Origin of the sequence: Chromobacterium rhizoryzae (genome assembly GCF_020544465.1) — a bacterium.
GTDB lineage: Bacteria > Pseudomonadota > Gammaproteobacteria > Burkholderiales > Chromobacteriaceae > Chromobacterium.
Genome location: NZ_CP066126.1, coordinates 4,580,399 through 4,594,040, shown reverse-complemented (window position 1 = coordinate 4,594,040; position 13,642 = coordinate 4,580,399). Strand labels below are relative to the sequence as shown.

13 protein-coding genes are annotated in these 13,642 nt (G+C 67.5%); 11 read left to right on the top strand and 2 right to left on the bottom strand.

The annotated features are described in order from the left end of the window. Nucleotides 1-2: 2 nt before the first annotated feature. The 11 genes from JC616_RS20970 (at nt 3) to JC616_RS20920 (ending at nt 11,472) form a co-directional block, all read left to right on the top strand. On the top strand, nt 3-806 hold the full coding sequence (locus JC616_RS20970) for a CbbQ/NirQ/NorQ/GpvN family protein (RefSeq protein ID WP_107800714.1): 804 nt from the start codon (nt 3-5) through the stop codon (nt 804-806). A gap of 5 nt (nt 807-811) precedes the next feature. Further along, entirely contained in the window at nt 812-2,641 is a 1,830-nt protein-coding gene (locus tag JC616_RS20965; RefSeq protein ID WP_227105252.1) for a nitric oxide reductase activation protein NorD, read from the top strand. A 363-nt stretch (nt 2,642-3,004) separates the two neighbouring features. Continuing rightward, nucleotides 3,005-3,244 (top strand): DUF3079 domain-containing protein, encoded by a 240-nt coding sequence (locus tag JC616_RS20960; protein WP_404990273.1) that lies wholly within the window; start codon nt 3,005-3,007, stop codon nt 3,242-3,244. Between the two features lie 232 nt (nt 3,245-3,476). Beyond that, complete coding sequence (locus JC616_RS20955; RefSeq protein ID WP_319792909.1) at nt 3,477-5,159, top strand: cytochrome D1 domain-containing protein; 1,683 nt, start codon at nt 3,477-3,479, stop codon at nt 5,157-5,159. 50 nt (nt 5,160-5,209) lie between these two features. Then, complete coding sequence (locus JC616_RS20950) at nt 5,210-5,518, top strand: c-type cytochrome (RefSeq protein WP_227105249.1); 309 nt, start codon at nt 5,210-5,212, stop codon at nt 5,516-5,518. Next, complete coding sequence (locus tag JC616_RS20945; RefSeq protein WP_227105248.1) at nt 5,500-5,835, top strand: c-type cytochrome; 336 nt, start codon at nt 5,500-5,502, stop codon at nt 5,833-5,835. Before JC616_RS20950 ends, JC616_RS20945 begins: the two co-directional genes overlap by 19 nt. After that, nucleotides 5,796-6,983 (top strand): cytochrome D1 domain-containing protein, encoded by a 1,188-nt coding sequence (locus JC616_RS20940; protein ID WP_227105246.1) that lies wholly within the window; start codon nt 5,796-5,798, stop codon nt 6,981-6,983. Before JC616_RS20945 ends, JC616_RS20940 begins: the two co-directional genes overlap by 40 nt. 2 nt (nt 6,984-6,985) lie before the next feature. Further along, the gene (ahbB, locus tag JC616_RS20935; protein ID WP_227105244.1) at nt 6,986-7,981 is read left to right on the top strand and encodes a siroheme decarboxylase subunit beta; all 996 of its coding nucleotides are present in this window, start codon (nt 6,986-6,988) and stop codon (nt 7,979-7,981) included. After that, the gene (gene ahbB / locus JC616_RS20930) at nt 7,968-8,969 is read left to right on the top strand and encodes a siroheme decarboxylase subunit beta (RefSeq protein WP_227105242.1); all 1,002 of its coding nucleotides are present in this window, start codon (nt 7,968-7,970) and stop codon (nt 8,967-8,969) included. The genes ahbB (JC616_RS20935) and ahbB (JC616_RS20930) overlap by 14 nt, the downstream gene beginning before the upstream one ends. Nucleotides 8,970-9,199: 230 nt before the next feature. Further along, complete coding sequence (nirJ, locus tag JC616_RS20925; protein WP_227105240.1) at nt 9,200-10,411, top strand: heme d1 biosynthesis radical SAM protein NirJ; 1,212 nt, start codon at nt 9,200-9,202, stop codon at nt 10,409-10,411. A gap of 371 nt (nt 10,412-10,782) precedes the next feature. Continuing rightward, entirely contained in the window at nt 10,783-11,472 is a 690-nt protein-coding gene (locus tag JC616_RS20920; RefSeq protein ID WP_166454319.1) for a Crp/Fnr family transcriptional regulator, read from the top strand. 1,215 nt (nt 11,473-12,687) lie between these two features. Here JC616_RS20920 and JC616_RS20915 read toward each other — a convergent pair. Further along, nucleotides 12,688-13,077: a hypothetical protein gene (locus tag JC616_RS20915; RefSeq protein WP_227105238.1), complete on the bottom strand. Its 390-nt coding sequence runs from the start codon at nt 13,075-13,077 to the stop codon at nt 12,688-12,690. Between the two features lie 23 nt (nt 13,078-13,100). After that, nucleotides 13,101-13,481: a hypothetical protein gene (locus tag JC616_RS20910; protein ID WP_227105235.1), complete on the bottom strand. Its 381-nt coding sequence runs from the start codon at nt 13,479-13,481 to the stop codon at nt 13,101-13,103. Nucleotides 13,482-13,642 lie beyond the last annotated feature (161 nt).

Below are 13,642 nucleotides of genomic sequence, written 5' to 3'. Positions count from 1 at the left end.
CGATGAACGCGCCTGAACTCCTGACTATCCCCGTCCCCTTCTATCAGCCGCAAGGCGCCGAGTGCGAGCTGTTCGAAGCCGCCTGGCGCCAGCAACTGCCGGTGCTGATCAAGGGGCCCACCGGCTGCGGCAAGACCCGCTTCGTCGCCCATATGGCGGCGCGGCTCGGCCTGCCGTTGATCACCGTCTCCTGCCACGACGACCTGAGCGCCGCCGATCTGGTGGGCCGCCACCTGATCGCCGACGGCGCCACCGTCTGGTGCGACGGCCCGCTGACCCGCGCGGTGCGGATAGGAGGCATCTGCTACCTGGACGAAGTGGTGGAAGCGCGCAAAGACACCACCGTGGTGTTGCACCCGCTGACCGACGACCGCCGCATCCTGCCGGTGGAACGCACCGGCGAAGTGCTGCAAGCGCCGCCGGGCTTCATGCTGGTGGTGTCCTACAACCCCGGCTACCAACACGTGTTGAAAACGCTGAAGCCCAGCACTCGCCAGCGTTTTGTCGCCATGAGCTTCGATTTTCCGCCGCCAGAAGTGGAAATCGGCGTGCTGATGCTGGAAAGCGGGATAGGCGAAGCGCTGGCGCGCCAACTGGTGACGCTGGCCGGCCAGCTGCGGCGCTTGTCCGGCTACGACCTGGAAGAAGCCGCCAGCACGCGGCTGTTGGTGTACGCCGCCAAGTTGATCCAGGCCGGCCTGCCGCCCTGGCAAGCCTGCCGCACCGCGCTGGCGGAACCGCTGAGTGACGACGCCGACACCGTGGCGGCGCTGCTGGCGGTGATCCAGACCCAATTCCCCGGCTGAGCGGCATGGAAGACATTGTCGGCGGCTGGTGGGACAAACTGGCGCGGCGCGCGGCGCGGCGCGGTTTTCCGGAATACGCGGCGGAGCTGGCGCAGGTGACGGCGCAAGCGCCGCTGTTCTTCCGCGCCATGGGCGGCGACCCGGCGCTGGCGCTGCGCACCACCGTGGGCACCGAACACGGCGCGCGCCGCGGCTGGCTGCAACGGCTGGCCGGCACCGGCGCGCGGATGGAGCTGGCCTGGCGGGACAGCCAGGCGCTCTATCTGCCCGAGCGCATCGATTGTTTTCCCAGCGCCGCCCTCAACCGCGACTGCTACTTCTGGCTGCTGGCCCAGGCCGCCTACGCGGCCGACAGCGACGGAGACTGGCTGAGCCGCAACCGCCTGGCCGCGGCGCGCGCCTTGGCGGACATGCCGGGCCTGGCCGCCGTTTACCGCCGGCTGGCGGCGGCCGCGCTGGCGCAGCGGCCGAAGCCCTCCGGCCTGCCACCTGCGGAAGCCGCGGTGGAGCGCGCGATCCAGGCGGCGCTGAGCCGGCCGGAGCAGGCGGTGACGCTGCCGCCGTTGAGCCGGCCGCCGCAGCCGGTGCCGCTGTGGTTGCACCCGGAACCGCCGCTGACGGAGGCCGAAGGGCAGGGCAGCCGCCACGCCGACGGCGAACGCGGCGGCGGCAAGGACGCCCAGCGCCAGCGCCGCCGCTACCGCGCGCGGCGCATGGAACAGGACCAGCGCAAGAACGGCATGCTGATGGTGTTCCGCGCGGAAAGCCTGTTCACCTGGGACGAATACGTCAAGGTCAACCGCCACAACGACGACGACGATGACGGCAACGGCGAAATCGCCGCCGAAGACATGAACCGGCTGACCCTGGGCCAGGACGCCCATACCCGCGGCAGCCGGCTGCGTTTCGATCTGGACCTGCCGGCCGCCGCCTACGACGACACCCCGCTGGGGCCGGGCATCAAGCTGCCGGAATGGCACTGGAAGCGGCAATGCCTGGTGGAGGACCACTGCCTGCTGCGGCCGATGCTGCCGCGCGACGCCGCGCCGGCGCCGCTGCCGGAGCGCTTGCAGCCGCTGGCGCGCCGGCTGCGACGGCAATTCCAGGCGCTGGCGCCGGAGCGCCGCCGGCGCAGCGGCGAAACCGCCGGGCCGGACATCGACCTGGACCGGCTGATCCGCTTCCTTGCGGAACGGCGCGGCGGCGCGGCGCTAAGCGAGCCGGCGCTGTACCAGGACTGGCCGCCGAGCGAACGCAGCCTGGCCTGCCTGACCCTGGCCGACCTGTCGCTGTCCACCGAAAGCTGGCTGGGCGAAACCGGCCGGGTGATCGACGTGATCCGCGACAGCCTGCTGCTGTTCGCCGAGGCGCTGGCCGCCAGCGGCGACGACTTCGGCCTGTACGGTTTTTCCTCGCTGCGGCGGCAGGAAGTGCGCTTGCAGATCCTCAAAGACTTTGCCGACCGTTACGACGACGCCGCCCGCGGCCGCATCCTCGCCATCCGGCCCGGCTACTACACCCGGATGGGCGCGGCCATCCGCCAGTGCACCCGCATCCTGAGCGAGCGGCCGGCGCAGCGCCGTTTGTTGTTGCTGATCTCGGACGGCAAGCCCAACGATCTGGACCACTACGAAGGCCGCTACGGCATAGAAGACACGCGCCAGGCGGTGCTGGAAGCCCGCCGCGCCGGCCTGACCCCGTTCTGCGTGACCATAGACCGCGAGGCGGGCGATTATCTGCCGCATTTGTTCGGCCGCAATGGTTATGCGCTGGTGAGGCAGGCGGAGAGGTTGCCGCAGGCGTTGACCAGGCTGTATGCCAGTCTGACGACGTGAGATTGGGGCGAATCAACTTTTTGTATCCGCTGCGCGGATGATGATTTTCATTGCCGGGGCTGCCCGGCGGGCAGGAAGGGGAATTTGCGCGGCCAAATTCCCCTATCACTGAGCGAATCAAAGATTCGCACGTAGTCCCCCAAAGGCCGCCCTGCAAGCCTGGCCTACGGCTTCCCGCCGGTTCCCGTCAGGCCCGAGGCGCGGCTGAACTCGCGATTTGCTAACGTCAAATCGCTCAAACAGGGCAGCCGCTTAAGACCTCGGGCCTGCCACCCGACGGCAGGCTTGAAGGGAGCGGGGGTAGCGTCGCATACCGGCTTGCTTCGTTGATGACACGCAAAGTCCTAAAAGTGGCGAACTGGCATAGTTGAACAAGTAATCAAGGAGTTCCATGGCCAAAAATTCCCGCTGCACCCCGCCCACCCCGAACGCATCTGCTGGGGCTGCGACCTCTATTGCCCCGCCCACTCCCTGCAATGCGGCAACGGCTCCAGCCGCACGCAACATCCGGCGGAAGTGCTGGGCGACGACTGGTATCAATACGGCGACTGGGGCCTGGAGGATTCCCCGGTCACGGGACAGGACGGCTCCGGCAAGCGTTGATTCGAATCAAGGCTGTCCATATGCGTCCGGGATGATCATGCCGTCAATAAGAGCCTGTTCAAAGTCTCGCGAGCTAGAGCGAGACAAGGCGAAAACGGCTGAGAAAGCGGAATGTACAGGCGGTACATGAGCATTTTGAAGACGGTTTCAACGCCCTTGTCTAACTATCCCGCCGACGCGCAGCAGACCTTGAACAGGTTCTGAGGGTTATTCCTAACGCTGGAGCGCTACCATGAAGTCTCCGAAGCAGTCCCTGTTCACCAAGAGCGTCTTGCTCGCCCTGTTGCCGCTGGCCGCGGCCCCCGTCTGGGCGGACACCGCCGCCCCGCCCGTCGGCGAGGCGATGCACCAGAACGCCAACGCCAAAGCCCCGCCGATGACCGAGGCGGAATTCACCCGCGGCAAGCAAATCTACTTCGAACGCTGCGCCGGCTGTCACGGCGTGCTGCGCAAAGGCGCCACCGGCAAGGCGCTGACGCCGGACATCACCCTGGCGCGCGGCACTGAATACCTGAAAACCTTCATCAAATACGGCTCCCCGGCCGGCATGCCCAACTGGGGCACCTCCGGCGAATTCAACGATCAGCAAGTGGACCTGATGGCGCGCTATGTGCAGCAAGAGCCGCCCACCCCGCCGGAATTCGGCATGCAGGACATGCTGGCCACCTGGAAAGTGCAAGTGCCGGTGGACAAGCGTCCGCGGCGCAAGGAAAACCAGCTGGACATCTCCAACCTGTTCTCCGTCACCCTGCGCGACGCCGGCGAAATCGCGCTGATCGACGGCCACAGCAAACAGATCGTCAGCGTGATCAAGACCGGCTACGCCGTGCACATCTCCCGGCTGTCCAAATCCGGCCGCTACCTGTACGTGATCGGCCGCGACGGCAAGATCAATCTGGTGGACCTGTGGATGGCCAAGCCGGACAGCGTGGCGGAAATCCGCATCGGCCTGGAAGCGCGTTCGGTGGAAACCTCCAAATACCGCGGCTACGACGACAAGCTGGCCGTGGCCGGCGCTTACTGGCCGCCGCAATACGTGATCATGGACGGCGCCAGCCTCAAGCCGCTGAAAATCGTCGGCACCCGCGGCATGACGGTGGACAACGAATACCACCCGGAGCCGCGCGTGGCCTCCATCGTGGCCAGCCATTACAAACCGGAGTTCGTGGTCAACGCCAAGGAAACCGGCAAGATCATGATGGTGGACTACTCGGACCTGGCCAACCTCAAGACCACCACCATAGACGCCGCCAAATTCCTGCACGACGGCGGCTTCGACGCCAGCGGCCGCTACTTCATGGTGGCCGCCAACGCCTCCAATAAAGTGGCGGTGGTGGACACCAAGCTGGACAAGCTGGCGGCGCTGGTGGACGTGGGCAAAACCCCGCACCCCGGCCGCGGCGCCAACTTCACCGATCCGCAATACGGGCCGGTCTGGGCCACCAGCCACCTGGGCGACGACAGCATCAGCCTGGTGGGCACCGATCCGGAAAAACACAAGACCCAGGCCTGGAAAGTGGTGCGCACGCTCAAAGGGCAGGGCGGCGGCTCGCTCTTCATCAAGACCCATCCGCAATCCGCCAATCTGTGGGTGGACACCGTGTTCAACCCGGACGCCAAGCTCAGCCAGAGCGTGGCGGTGTTCGACATCAAGCACCTGGACAAGGGCTTCTCCATGCTGCCGATAGGCGAATGGTCCGGCCTGAGCGACGGCGCCAAACGCGTGTTGCAGCCGGAATTCAACAAGGCCGGCGATGAAGTCTGGTTCTCGGTCTGGAGCGCCAAGGACAAGCAATCCGCCATCGTGGTGGTGGACGACAAAACCCGCAAGCTCAAGGCCGTGATCAAGGACCCGCGCCTGGTCACCCCCACCGGCAAATTCAACGTCTACAACACCCAGCACGACATCTACTGACCCCGCCAGCACGCCTGCCGGGCCAGCCCCGGCGGGCGGAGGAGAACGCAATGAAAACAAGCCTGATCCTGGCCTGCGCCGCCCTGGCGCTGCACGCGCTGCCGGCCGCGGCCGCCGCGCCGGAAGCGCTGCTCAAGCAGCACAACTGCCTGGCCTGCCACGCGCTGGACGCCAAGCTGGTGGGGCCGTCCTACCAGCAGGTGGCCGCCAAGTACAAGGGGCAGGACGCCGCCCTCAAGCTGATGGACAAGGTGAAAAAGGGCGGCTCCGGCAGCTTCGGCCCGGTGCCGATGTCGCCCAACCCGCAAGTGCCGGACGCCGAACTCAAGGCCATGGTGCAATGGATCCTGAACCGCTGATCCGCGGCGCGGCGGCGGCCTTGCTGCTGCTCTGCGGCGCCGCCGTCGCCGCGCCGGCGGCCCCCGCGCCGGAGCGGGCGGCCCAGCTGCGCCACCTGGCGCGTCAGGACTGCGGCGCCTGCCACGGCCTGAGCCTGCGCGGCGGCCTGGGCAGCCCGCTGACGCCGGAGGCGCTCAAGGACAAACCGGACGCCGGCCTGGCCGCCGTGATCCTGGCCGGCCGGCCCGGCACCCCGATGCCGCCTTGGCGGCCTTTTCTGACGGAAGAAGAAGCGATATGGCTGGTTTACTGGTTAAAGCAGGGCGCGCCGCCCTGATCCCGGCCTTGGCCGCGCTGCTGGGCGGCTGCGCCGCGCCGCGCGGCACCGGCGACCTGGGCGTGGTGATAGAGCGCGCCAGCGGCAGCGTGCAAGTGGTGGACAACACCCGCGCGGAAAGCCTGGGCCGGGTGGAAGGGCTGGGCGATCTGTCCCACGCCTCGGTGGTGTTCTCGCGCGACGCGCGCTACGCCTACGTGTTTGGCCGCGACGGCGCCATCAGCAAGGTGGACCTGCTGCGCCGGCGGCTGGAACGGCGGGTGGTGCAGGCCGGCAACAGCATAGGCGGCGCCATCTCCTCGGACGGCCGCGTGCTGGCCGCGCAAAACTACCAGCCGGGCGGCGTGCGCCTGTTCGACGCCGTCACGCTGGCGCCGCTGGCCTCGGTGCCCGCCGCGCCGGGCGCGGACGGCAAACCCTCGCGCGTGGTGGGCCTGGCGGACCTGCCGGGCCGGCGCTTCGTTTACGCGCTGTTCGACGCCGACGAAATCAATGTGCTGGACGCCGCGGACCCGGCCCAGCCGACACTGACCCGCTACCGCGACGCCGGCAAGCGCCCCTACGACGGCCTGGCCAGCATGGACGGCCGCTACTTTGTGGCCGGGCTGTACGGCGAAGACGGCCTGTCCCTGCTGGACACCTGGCGGCCGGAACAAGGCGTGCGCCGCATCCTGGCCGGCTACGGCCGCGGCCAGCAGCCGCTGCCGGTGTACAAGATGCCGCATCTGCGCGGCTGGGCGCTGGCCGGCGATTACGCCTTCCTGCCCGCCATCGGCCGCCACGAAGTGCTGCTGGCGGACAACCGCAGCTGGACGCAACAGGCCGCCATACCGGTGCTGGGCCAGCCGGTGTTCGTGATGGCGGAACCGTCCGGCCGGCGGGTCTGGGTCAATTTCGCCTTCCCGGACAACGATAAGGTGCAAGTCATCGACGTGCCCACGCGCAGCGTGATCGCCACCCTGAAGCCGGGCAAGGCCATCCTGCACATGGAGTTCACCCCGCGCGGCGACGCGGTGTGGTTGTCCAGCCGCGACGAGGACAAGCTGGTGGTGGTGGACACCGCCAGCCTCAAAGTGCTGCGCGAACTGCCGGCGCAGAGCCCGTCCGGCATCTTCTTCAGCTGGCGCGCCAGCCGCATTGGGATGTAGCCATGGTTATTTCAGACGCCGATCCGGCCCTGTTGCGGCTGATCAACGGCAGCCAGCGCGGCTTTCCGCTGCTGCCGCGCCCCTTCGCCGCGCTCGCCGCCGGCATGGAACCGGGCTGGAGCGAAGCCCGGCTGCTGGCCGCGCTGCAAGACGCCCAGGCGGCCGGCCTGCTGGCCCGCGTCGGCGCGGTGTTCGCGCCCAACACCGTGGGCAACAGCACCCTGGCCGCGATGGCAGCGCCGGCGGAGCGGCTGGAAGAAGTGGCCGCCTTCGTCAGCCGCCAGCGCGAGGTCAACCACAACTACCGGCGGAACCATCATTACAATCTGTGGTTCGTCGTGGCCGCCGCCTCATCAGCCGGCGTGGCCGCGGCGCTGAGCCGCATCCGCCTGGCCACCGGCATCCCGCCGCTGGACCTGCCGCTGCTGCGGGAATACCACATCGACCTGGGCTTTTCCTTCCTGGCGGAGTCCGCCGCGGCGGCGGAAGCGCCGGCGGCGGCGGACGACCCCGGCCTGTCCGCCGGCCAGCGCCAGCGGCTGCTGGCGGCGTTGTCGCCGGGCCTGCCGCTGACCCCGCGGCCTTATCAAGTGCTGGGCGCGCAATGCGCGCTGAGCGAGGCCCAGACCCTGGCGCAAATCGCCCACTGGCGGCAGCAAGGCGTCATCCGCCGCTTCGGCATGGTGGTGCGCCACCAGGAACTGGGCTACCGCGCCAACGCCATGTGGGTGTGGCGGATAGACGACGACGCCGAACGCGAGCGCGTGGCGCTGGCGCTGGCGGCGGAGCCGGCCGTCACCCTGTGCTACGAACGTCCGCCGCGTCCGCCGGACTGGCCCTACCAACTGTTCACCATGATCCACGCCCGCGACGCGCAGAGCCTGGACGCCGCGCTGGCGGACATCCGCCGCCGGCACGGGCTGGAACGGCTGCCGCAGGCGGTGCTGCGCTCCACCCGGCGCTACAAACAAACCGGAGCCTGTTATGGATACGCCTGAAGCGCTGGCAATGCTGGACACGCTGGACGCCTTGGACGCGCGGCTGATAGACCGGCTGCAAGGCGGTTTCCCGCTGGTGTCGCGCCCCTACGCGGCGGCCGGGCGCAGCCTGGGCCTGGGCGAAGACGGCCTGATCCGGCGCTTGCGCCAACTGCTGCACGCCGGCGTGCTCAGCCGTTTTGGGCCGATGTACCAGATAGAACGCCTGGGCGGCCGCTTTGTGCTGGCCGCCTTGGCCGCGCCGGAAGCGCGCTTCGACGAAGTGGCCGCCGCCGTCAACGCGCTGCCGGCGGTGGCGCACAACTACCGCCGCGAACACCGGCTCAATATGTGGTTTGTGCTGGCCGCGGACAGCGCCGCCGCCATCGACGCCGCCCGGCGCGGCATCGAACTGGTGACCGGCCTGGAAGTGAACCTGTTTCCCAAAGAGCGGGAATACTTCGTGGGCATGCGTTTTCAGGTGGGCGGCGCGGCCCCGGTGGGCGCGGCCGCCGGCGCGCGGCGTACGGGCGAGCCGGCCGCGTTGAGCGAAGACGACCGGCTGCTGATCCGCGCCACCCAGGCCGGCCTGCCGCTGTGCCGGCAGCCCTACCGCGACATTGCGCGGCGGCTGGGCTGGGCGGAGGCCGAAGTGACGGCGCGGCTGGCGCGCTGGCTGGAGCAGGGCGTGGTGCGCCGCATCGGCGCGGTGCCCAACCATTACGCCATCGGCTACCGGGCCAACGGCATGGCGGTGTTCGACGTGGCCGACGAGCAAGTGGACGCGCTGGGCGCGCAACTGGGCGGCCTGGACGCGGTCAGCCATTGCTACCGCCGTCCGCGCCGGCCGGGCTGGCCGTACAACCTGTTCGCCATGTTGCACGGCAGCGAGCGGCCGGCGGTGCTGGCCGCGGTGGACGACGCGCGCGCCTTGCTGGGCGAAGCCTGCCGCGGCCACGAGGTGCTGTTTTCCAGCCGGATTTTGAAGAAAACGGGCTTGAGGCTTTGAGAACGTATTTACGATCTCGCGAGCTAGGGCGAGACAAGGCGAAAACGGCTGAGAAAGCGGAATGTACGCGTGGTACATGAGCATTTCGAAGCCGGTTTCAACGCTGTATCGCCGACGCGTAGCAGATCGTAAACAGGTTCTGAGGCGCTGCGGATTCCATTGACCCGCATCAAGGAGCCGCCGCCGCCCCCGGCCGCACACTGAGCCATCTTCCCGCGACGGAGCCGGCCATGTTGCGACTGACCCAATACCTGCGCCTGCTGCGCGAACCGGCGGCGGTCCCGCCGCCAGGGCGCGCCATGCCCGCCGGACCGCAAGCCCCGGTGGTGATCTGGAACCTGATCCGCCGCTGCAACCTCACCTGCCAGCACTGCTACTCCACCTCCGCCAACCGCGACTTCGCCGGCGAACTGAGCACCGACGAAGCCTATGCGGTGCTGGACGATCTCCACGCCTACGGCGTGCGCGTGCTGATCCTGTCCGGCGGCGAACCGCTGCTGCGGCCGGACCTGCCGGCCATCGCCCGGCGCGCCAAGGCGCTGGGCTTCTATATCGGCCTGTCCAGCAACGGCACCCTGATGGACCCAGACCAGGTCGCCGTCTTGGCCGACATCGGCTTCGACTACGTGGGCGTCAGCCTGGACGGCATCGGCGCCACCCACGACCGCTTCCGGCGGCTGGACGGCGGCTTTGAACTGGCGCTGCGCGGCCTGCGGCTGGCGCGCGACGCCGGCCTGAAAGTGGGCATCCGCTACACCATGACCGAAGACAACGCCGCGGACCTGCCGGCGCTGCTGCAACTGATGGCGGACGAAGACATCGACAAGTTCTACTTCTCCCACCTCAACTACGCCGGACGCGGCAACAAGCACCGCGCGGACGACGCCCGCCACGCCCGCAGCCGCTGGGCGCTGGAGCTGCTGATCCAGCAAGCGCTGGCCCAGCTGGACGCCGGCCGGCCGCGGGACTTCGTCACCGGCAACAACGACGCGGACGGCGTCTACCTGCTGCACTGGGCGCGCCGGCATTACCCGGAGCGCGCCGACACCCTGCTGCGAGCGCTGCGGCGCTGGGGCGGCAACGCCAGCGGCGTCCATGTCGCCAATATCGACAACCTGGGCAACGTCCACCCGGACACCATGTGGTGGAAAGTGACGCTGGGCAATGTGCGGGAACGGCCGTTTTCCGCGATATGGCAACAGCCGCAACACCCGCTGATGAGCGGCCTGCGCCAATCCCCGCGCCCGGTGGCCGGCCGCTGCGGCGCTTGCGGCCACCTGGACATCTGCAACGGCAACACCCGGGTGCGCGCCTGGGAACTGAGCGGAGATTTTTGGGCGGCGGACCCGGCCTGTTATCTGAGCGATGCGGAAATCGGCGTGGAGCCGGGCCGCCACGCGCGGCCGGAGCTGACGCCGTGGAGCCGGGCGGCCCAACATTGAGGCGAGCGCCGTAGAGCCTGTTTACGATCTCTTTGAGAGGGGGGATGGTTCAAAACGTCGAATACGCGGTTTCCCACCTATCCATGCAACGCTTCAACATATTGAAGCTGCCGGCGAGATTTTTTCTAAGAACGTGTTTACGATCTCGCGAGCAAGAGCGAGACAAGGCGAAAACGATCGAAAAAGCGGAATGTACGAGTGGTACATGAGCATTTTGAGGGCGTACTCACCGTGTAACGCTCCACGACGCGCAGCAGATCGTAAACAGGTTCTAATCACATCGAACTAGGCCGCTGCTGCCAATGGCCCATGGCCCTTGGCGGAGCGCGCTTTTATAGTGTAAGCCTCCGCCATTATCGAGCCACACCGTCATGAGCCATCTGGACATCCCATCCTTCCTGCGCCACCAGCCGCTGTTCCAGCAATTGTCCCCGGAACAGATCCAGGCGCTGGTGCCGCACACCCAAGAACTGCGCGGCCTCAAGGGCCAGGTGATTTTCCAGAAGGGCGACCCCTGCGACGGCATGTTCCTGGTGGTGTACGGCCGGGTGAAGCTGGCGCTGTCCTCGGCGCAGGGCAGTGAAAAAGTGATGGAAATCATCCACCCCGGCCAAAGCTTTGCCGAGGCGGTGATGTTCCTGGGCCGGCCCTGCCCGGTGATGGCCCAGTTCCTGGAAGACGGCATGCTGCTCAAGGTGGAAGCGGCCGGCATCCTGCAAGCGATAGACCACGACCCGGCCTTCGCCCGGCGCTTGCTGGCCGGCCTGTCGCTGCGCCTGCACGGCCTGGTGCGGGACGTGGAGCGCTACTCCATAGAAAGCTCCTTGCAGCGGGTGATTGGCTATCTGCTGCAACATATCCCGGAAGACGGCGGCAGCCTTACGCCGCAGGTCTCGCTGCCGGTGAATAAAAGCCTGATCGCCTCCCGGCTGAACCTGACCCCGGAAACCTTCTCGCGCATGCTGCACCAGTTGATCGAGGCGGAACTGATCAAGGTGGACGGACGCGATATCACGCTGGTGGATGTGGACAAGCTGAAGGCCTTTGGCAGCTGCGCCTAAAACGCCCCATGCCCCCATCGTAGGGTGGGTGGAGCGTAGCGATACCCACGCGGCAACGGGTGCGACGCCACAGGCCGCCGGATAGCCGCCGATTTGGTGGGTATCGCCTGACGGCTCCACCCACCCTACCCAAGCGCGGCTCCAACGCGGCTCCAACCGTAGGGTGGGAGGAGCGCAGCGATACCCACGCGGAAACGGGTGCGATGCCACAGGCTGCCGGATAGCCGCCTGTTTGGTGGGTATCGCCTGACGGCTCCACCCACCCTACCCAGACGCGGCCCCAAACACGGCTCCAACCATAGGGTGGGAGGAGCGCAGCGATACCCACGCGGCAACAGGTGCAACGCCACGGGCCGCCGGACAGCCGCCTGTTTGGTGGGTATCGCCTGGCGGTCCCACCCACCCTACCCAAACGCGGCTCCAAACACGGCTCCAACCGTAGGGTGGGAGGAGCGCAGCGATACCCACGCGGAAACGGGTGCAACGCCACGGGCCGCCGGACAGCCGCCTGTTTGGTGGGTATCGCCTGGCGGTCCCACCCACCCTACCCAAACGCGGCTCCAAACACGGCTCCAACCGTAGGGTGGGAGGAGCGCAGCGATACCCACGCGGAAACGGGTGCAACGCCACAGGCCGCCGGACAGCCGCCTGTTTGGTGGGTATCGCCTGACGGCTCCACCCACCCTACCCAAACGCGGCTCCAAACACGGCTCCAACCGTAGGGTGGGAGGAGCGTAGCGATACCCGCGCGGAAACGGGTGCGACGCCACAGGCCGCCGGACAGCCGCCTGTTTGGTGGGTATCGCCTGACGGCTCCACCCACCCTACCCAAACGCGGCCCCAACGCGGCTCCAACCGTAGGGTGGGTGGAGCGCAGCGATACCCACGCGGAAACGGATTCAACGCCACAGGCCGCCGGACAGCCGCCTGTTTGGTGGGTATCGCCTAACGGCTCCACCCACCCTACCCAAACGGGACCCAAACGCGACCCAAACACGGCTCCAACCGTAGGGTGGGAGGAGCGCAGCGATACCCACACGGAAACGGTTTGACGCCACAGGCCGCCGGACAGCCGCCGATTTGGTGGGTATCGCCTGACGGCTCCACCCACCCTACCCAAACGCGACCCAAACACGGCTCCAACCGTAGGGTGGGTGGAGCGTAGCGATACCCACGCGGAAACGGGTGCAACGCCACAGGCCGCCGGACAGCCGGTTACGGCATCCCCCACATGGTGCGTTGCCTTTGGACGGCCAAAGGCTCCGGCATTGGCGCGCCTACCAAGGCCTGGCGGGCGGTGACCATATTGCTGAAGCCCGCCAGCCGATAACACTGCCGCACACAGGTGTCGCGGTTGGTCCACTTCCCGGACGCCCACATCCGCAACAAGGCGGTACGGGCTGGCTCGTGCTCGCCGCGCCATTGGTCCCAAAGCTCAAAACCCACCTGCGCCCGCCGGATCTCCAGATGAATGCTGGCGGTGTCGGCCGGATGGTCCGGGTGCTCGTCCGTCAACGCAATGGCCCCGATGCGCTCTTCATAGGCGGAGATCAAACTGGCGGCGCGTTTGAGGACGTCGTGGTGCTGGATCAGCAGCCTCATCATGACAATGCTCTCCTTGGCCGCCATCACAACACTCCGTTGACGTGCTCCAGACCGCGTTGCAAACGCTGCTGTATCGGCTCCAGCAAGGCCAGCGCTTCCTCGCTGCTGAACAGCAAGGGCTCGTCGCGGCGTTCCAGCAAGGTCAGCAGCGCCAACAGCCCGGTGTGGGCGGCGCGGATGTCCATCACCCCGCTCAACAGGGCGGAGTCCAGCTGGATATAGCAATCGTTCAATTGGCGGCCCAGATCGCCCAGCAGCAGCACATCGCCGACGGCGGCGGGCAAACGCTGGGAACAAAGGTGCAACTGCGCCATCACCGGCACAGCGGCGGGTGTGGGGTGTTGGCCTGCGCAATGAGGACAGGCGGGCGGCGGCATGGCGGGGGGAAAAGTAGAGAAGGTCATCACGGTCTCCATGTCATCTTTGGAAACCTGCCCAGGCGAGGCTGGGGCAGGCACATGACAAGGTTGCAAAACCGGCTGACTTTCCAGTGACCGGCAATCCTCTCGGATTCCCTGCCACGGCCCGCCCCGAATGGGTACGGCGTGGCAGCAGACGTAACAGT

Bases quoted from the DNA above. Each gene is read 5' to 3' on its own strand.
- ahbB (WP_227105244.1), top strand. From the start codon at position 6,986: ATGGTTATTTCAGACGCCGATCCGGCCCTGTTGCGGCTGATCAACGGC.
- JC616_RS20940 (WP_227105246.1), top strand. From the start codon at position 5,796: ATGGCTGGTTTACTGGTTAAAGCAGGGCGCGCCGCCCTGATCCCGGCC.
- JC616_RS20955 (WP_319792909.1), top strand. From the start codon at position 3,477: ATGAAGTCTCCGAAGCAGTCCCTGTTCACCAAGAGCGTCTTGCTCGCC.
- ahbB (WP_227105242.1), top strand. From the start codon at position 7,968: ATGGATACGCCTGAAGCGCTGGCAATGCTGGACACGCTGGACGCCTTG.
- JC616_RS20950 (WP_227105249.1), top strand. From the start codon at position 5,210: ATGAAAACAAGCCTGATCCTGGCCTGCGCCGCCCTGGCGCTGCACGCG.
- JC616_RS20965 (WP_227105252.1), top strand. From the start codon at position 812: ATGGAAGACATTGTCGGCGGCTGGTGGGACAAACTGGCGCGGCGCGCG.
- JC616_RS20910 (WP_227105235.1), bottom strand. From the start codon at position 13,481: ATGACCTTCTCTACTTTTCCCCCCGCCATGCCGCCGCCCGCCTGTCCT.
- nirJ (WP_227105240.1), top strand. From the start codon at position 9,200: ATGTTGCGACTGACCCAATACCTGCGCCTGCTGCGCGAACCGGCGGCG.
- JC616_RS20915 (WP_227105238.1), bottom strand. From the start codon at position 13,077: ATGATGAGGCTGCTGATCCAGCACCACGACGTCCTCAAACGCGCCGCC.
- JC616_RS20970 (WP_107800714.1), top strand. From the start codon at position 3: ATGAACGCGCCTGAACTCCTGACTATCCCCGTCCCCTTCTATCAGCCG.
- JC616_RS20920 (WP_166454319.1), top strand. From the start codon at position 10,783: ATGAGCCATCTGGACATCCCATCCTTCCTGCGCCACCAGCCGCTGTTC.
- JC616_RS20945 (WP_227105248.1), top strand. From the start codon at position 5,500: ATGGATCCTGAACCGCTGATCCGCGGCGCGGCGGCGGCCTTGCTGCTG.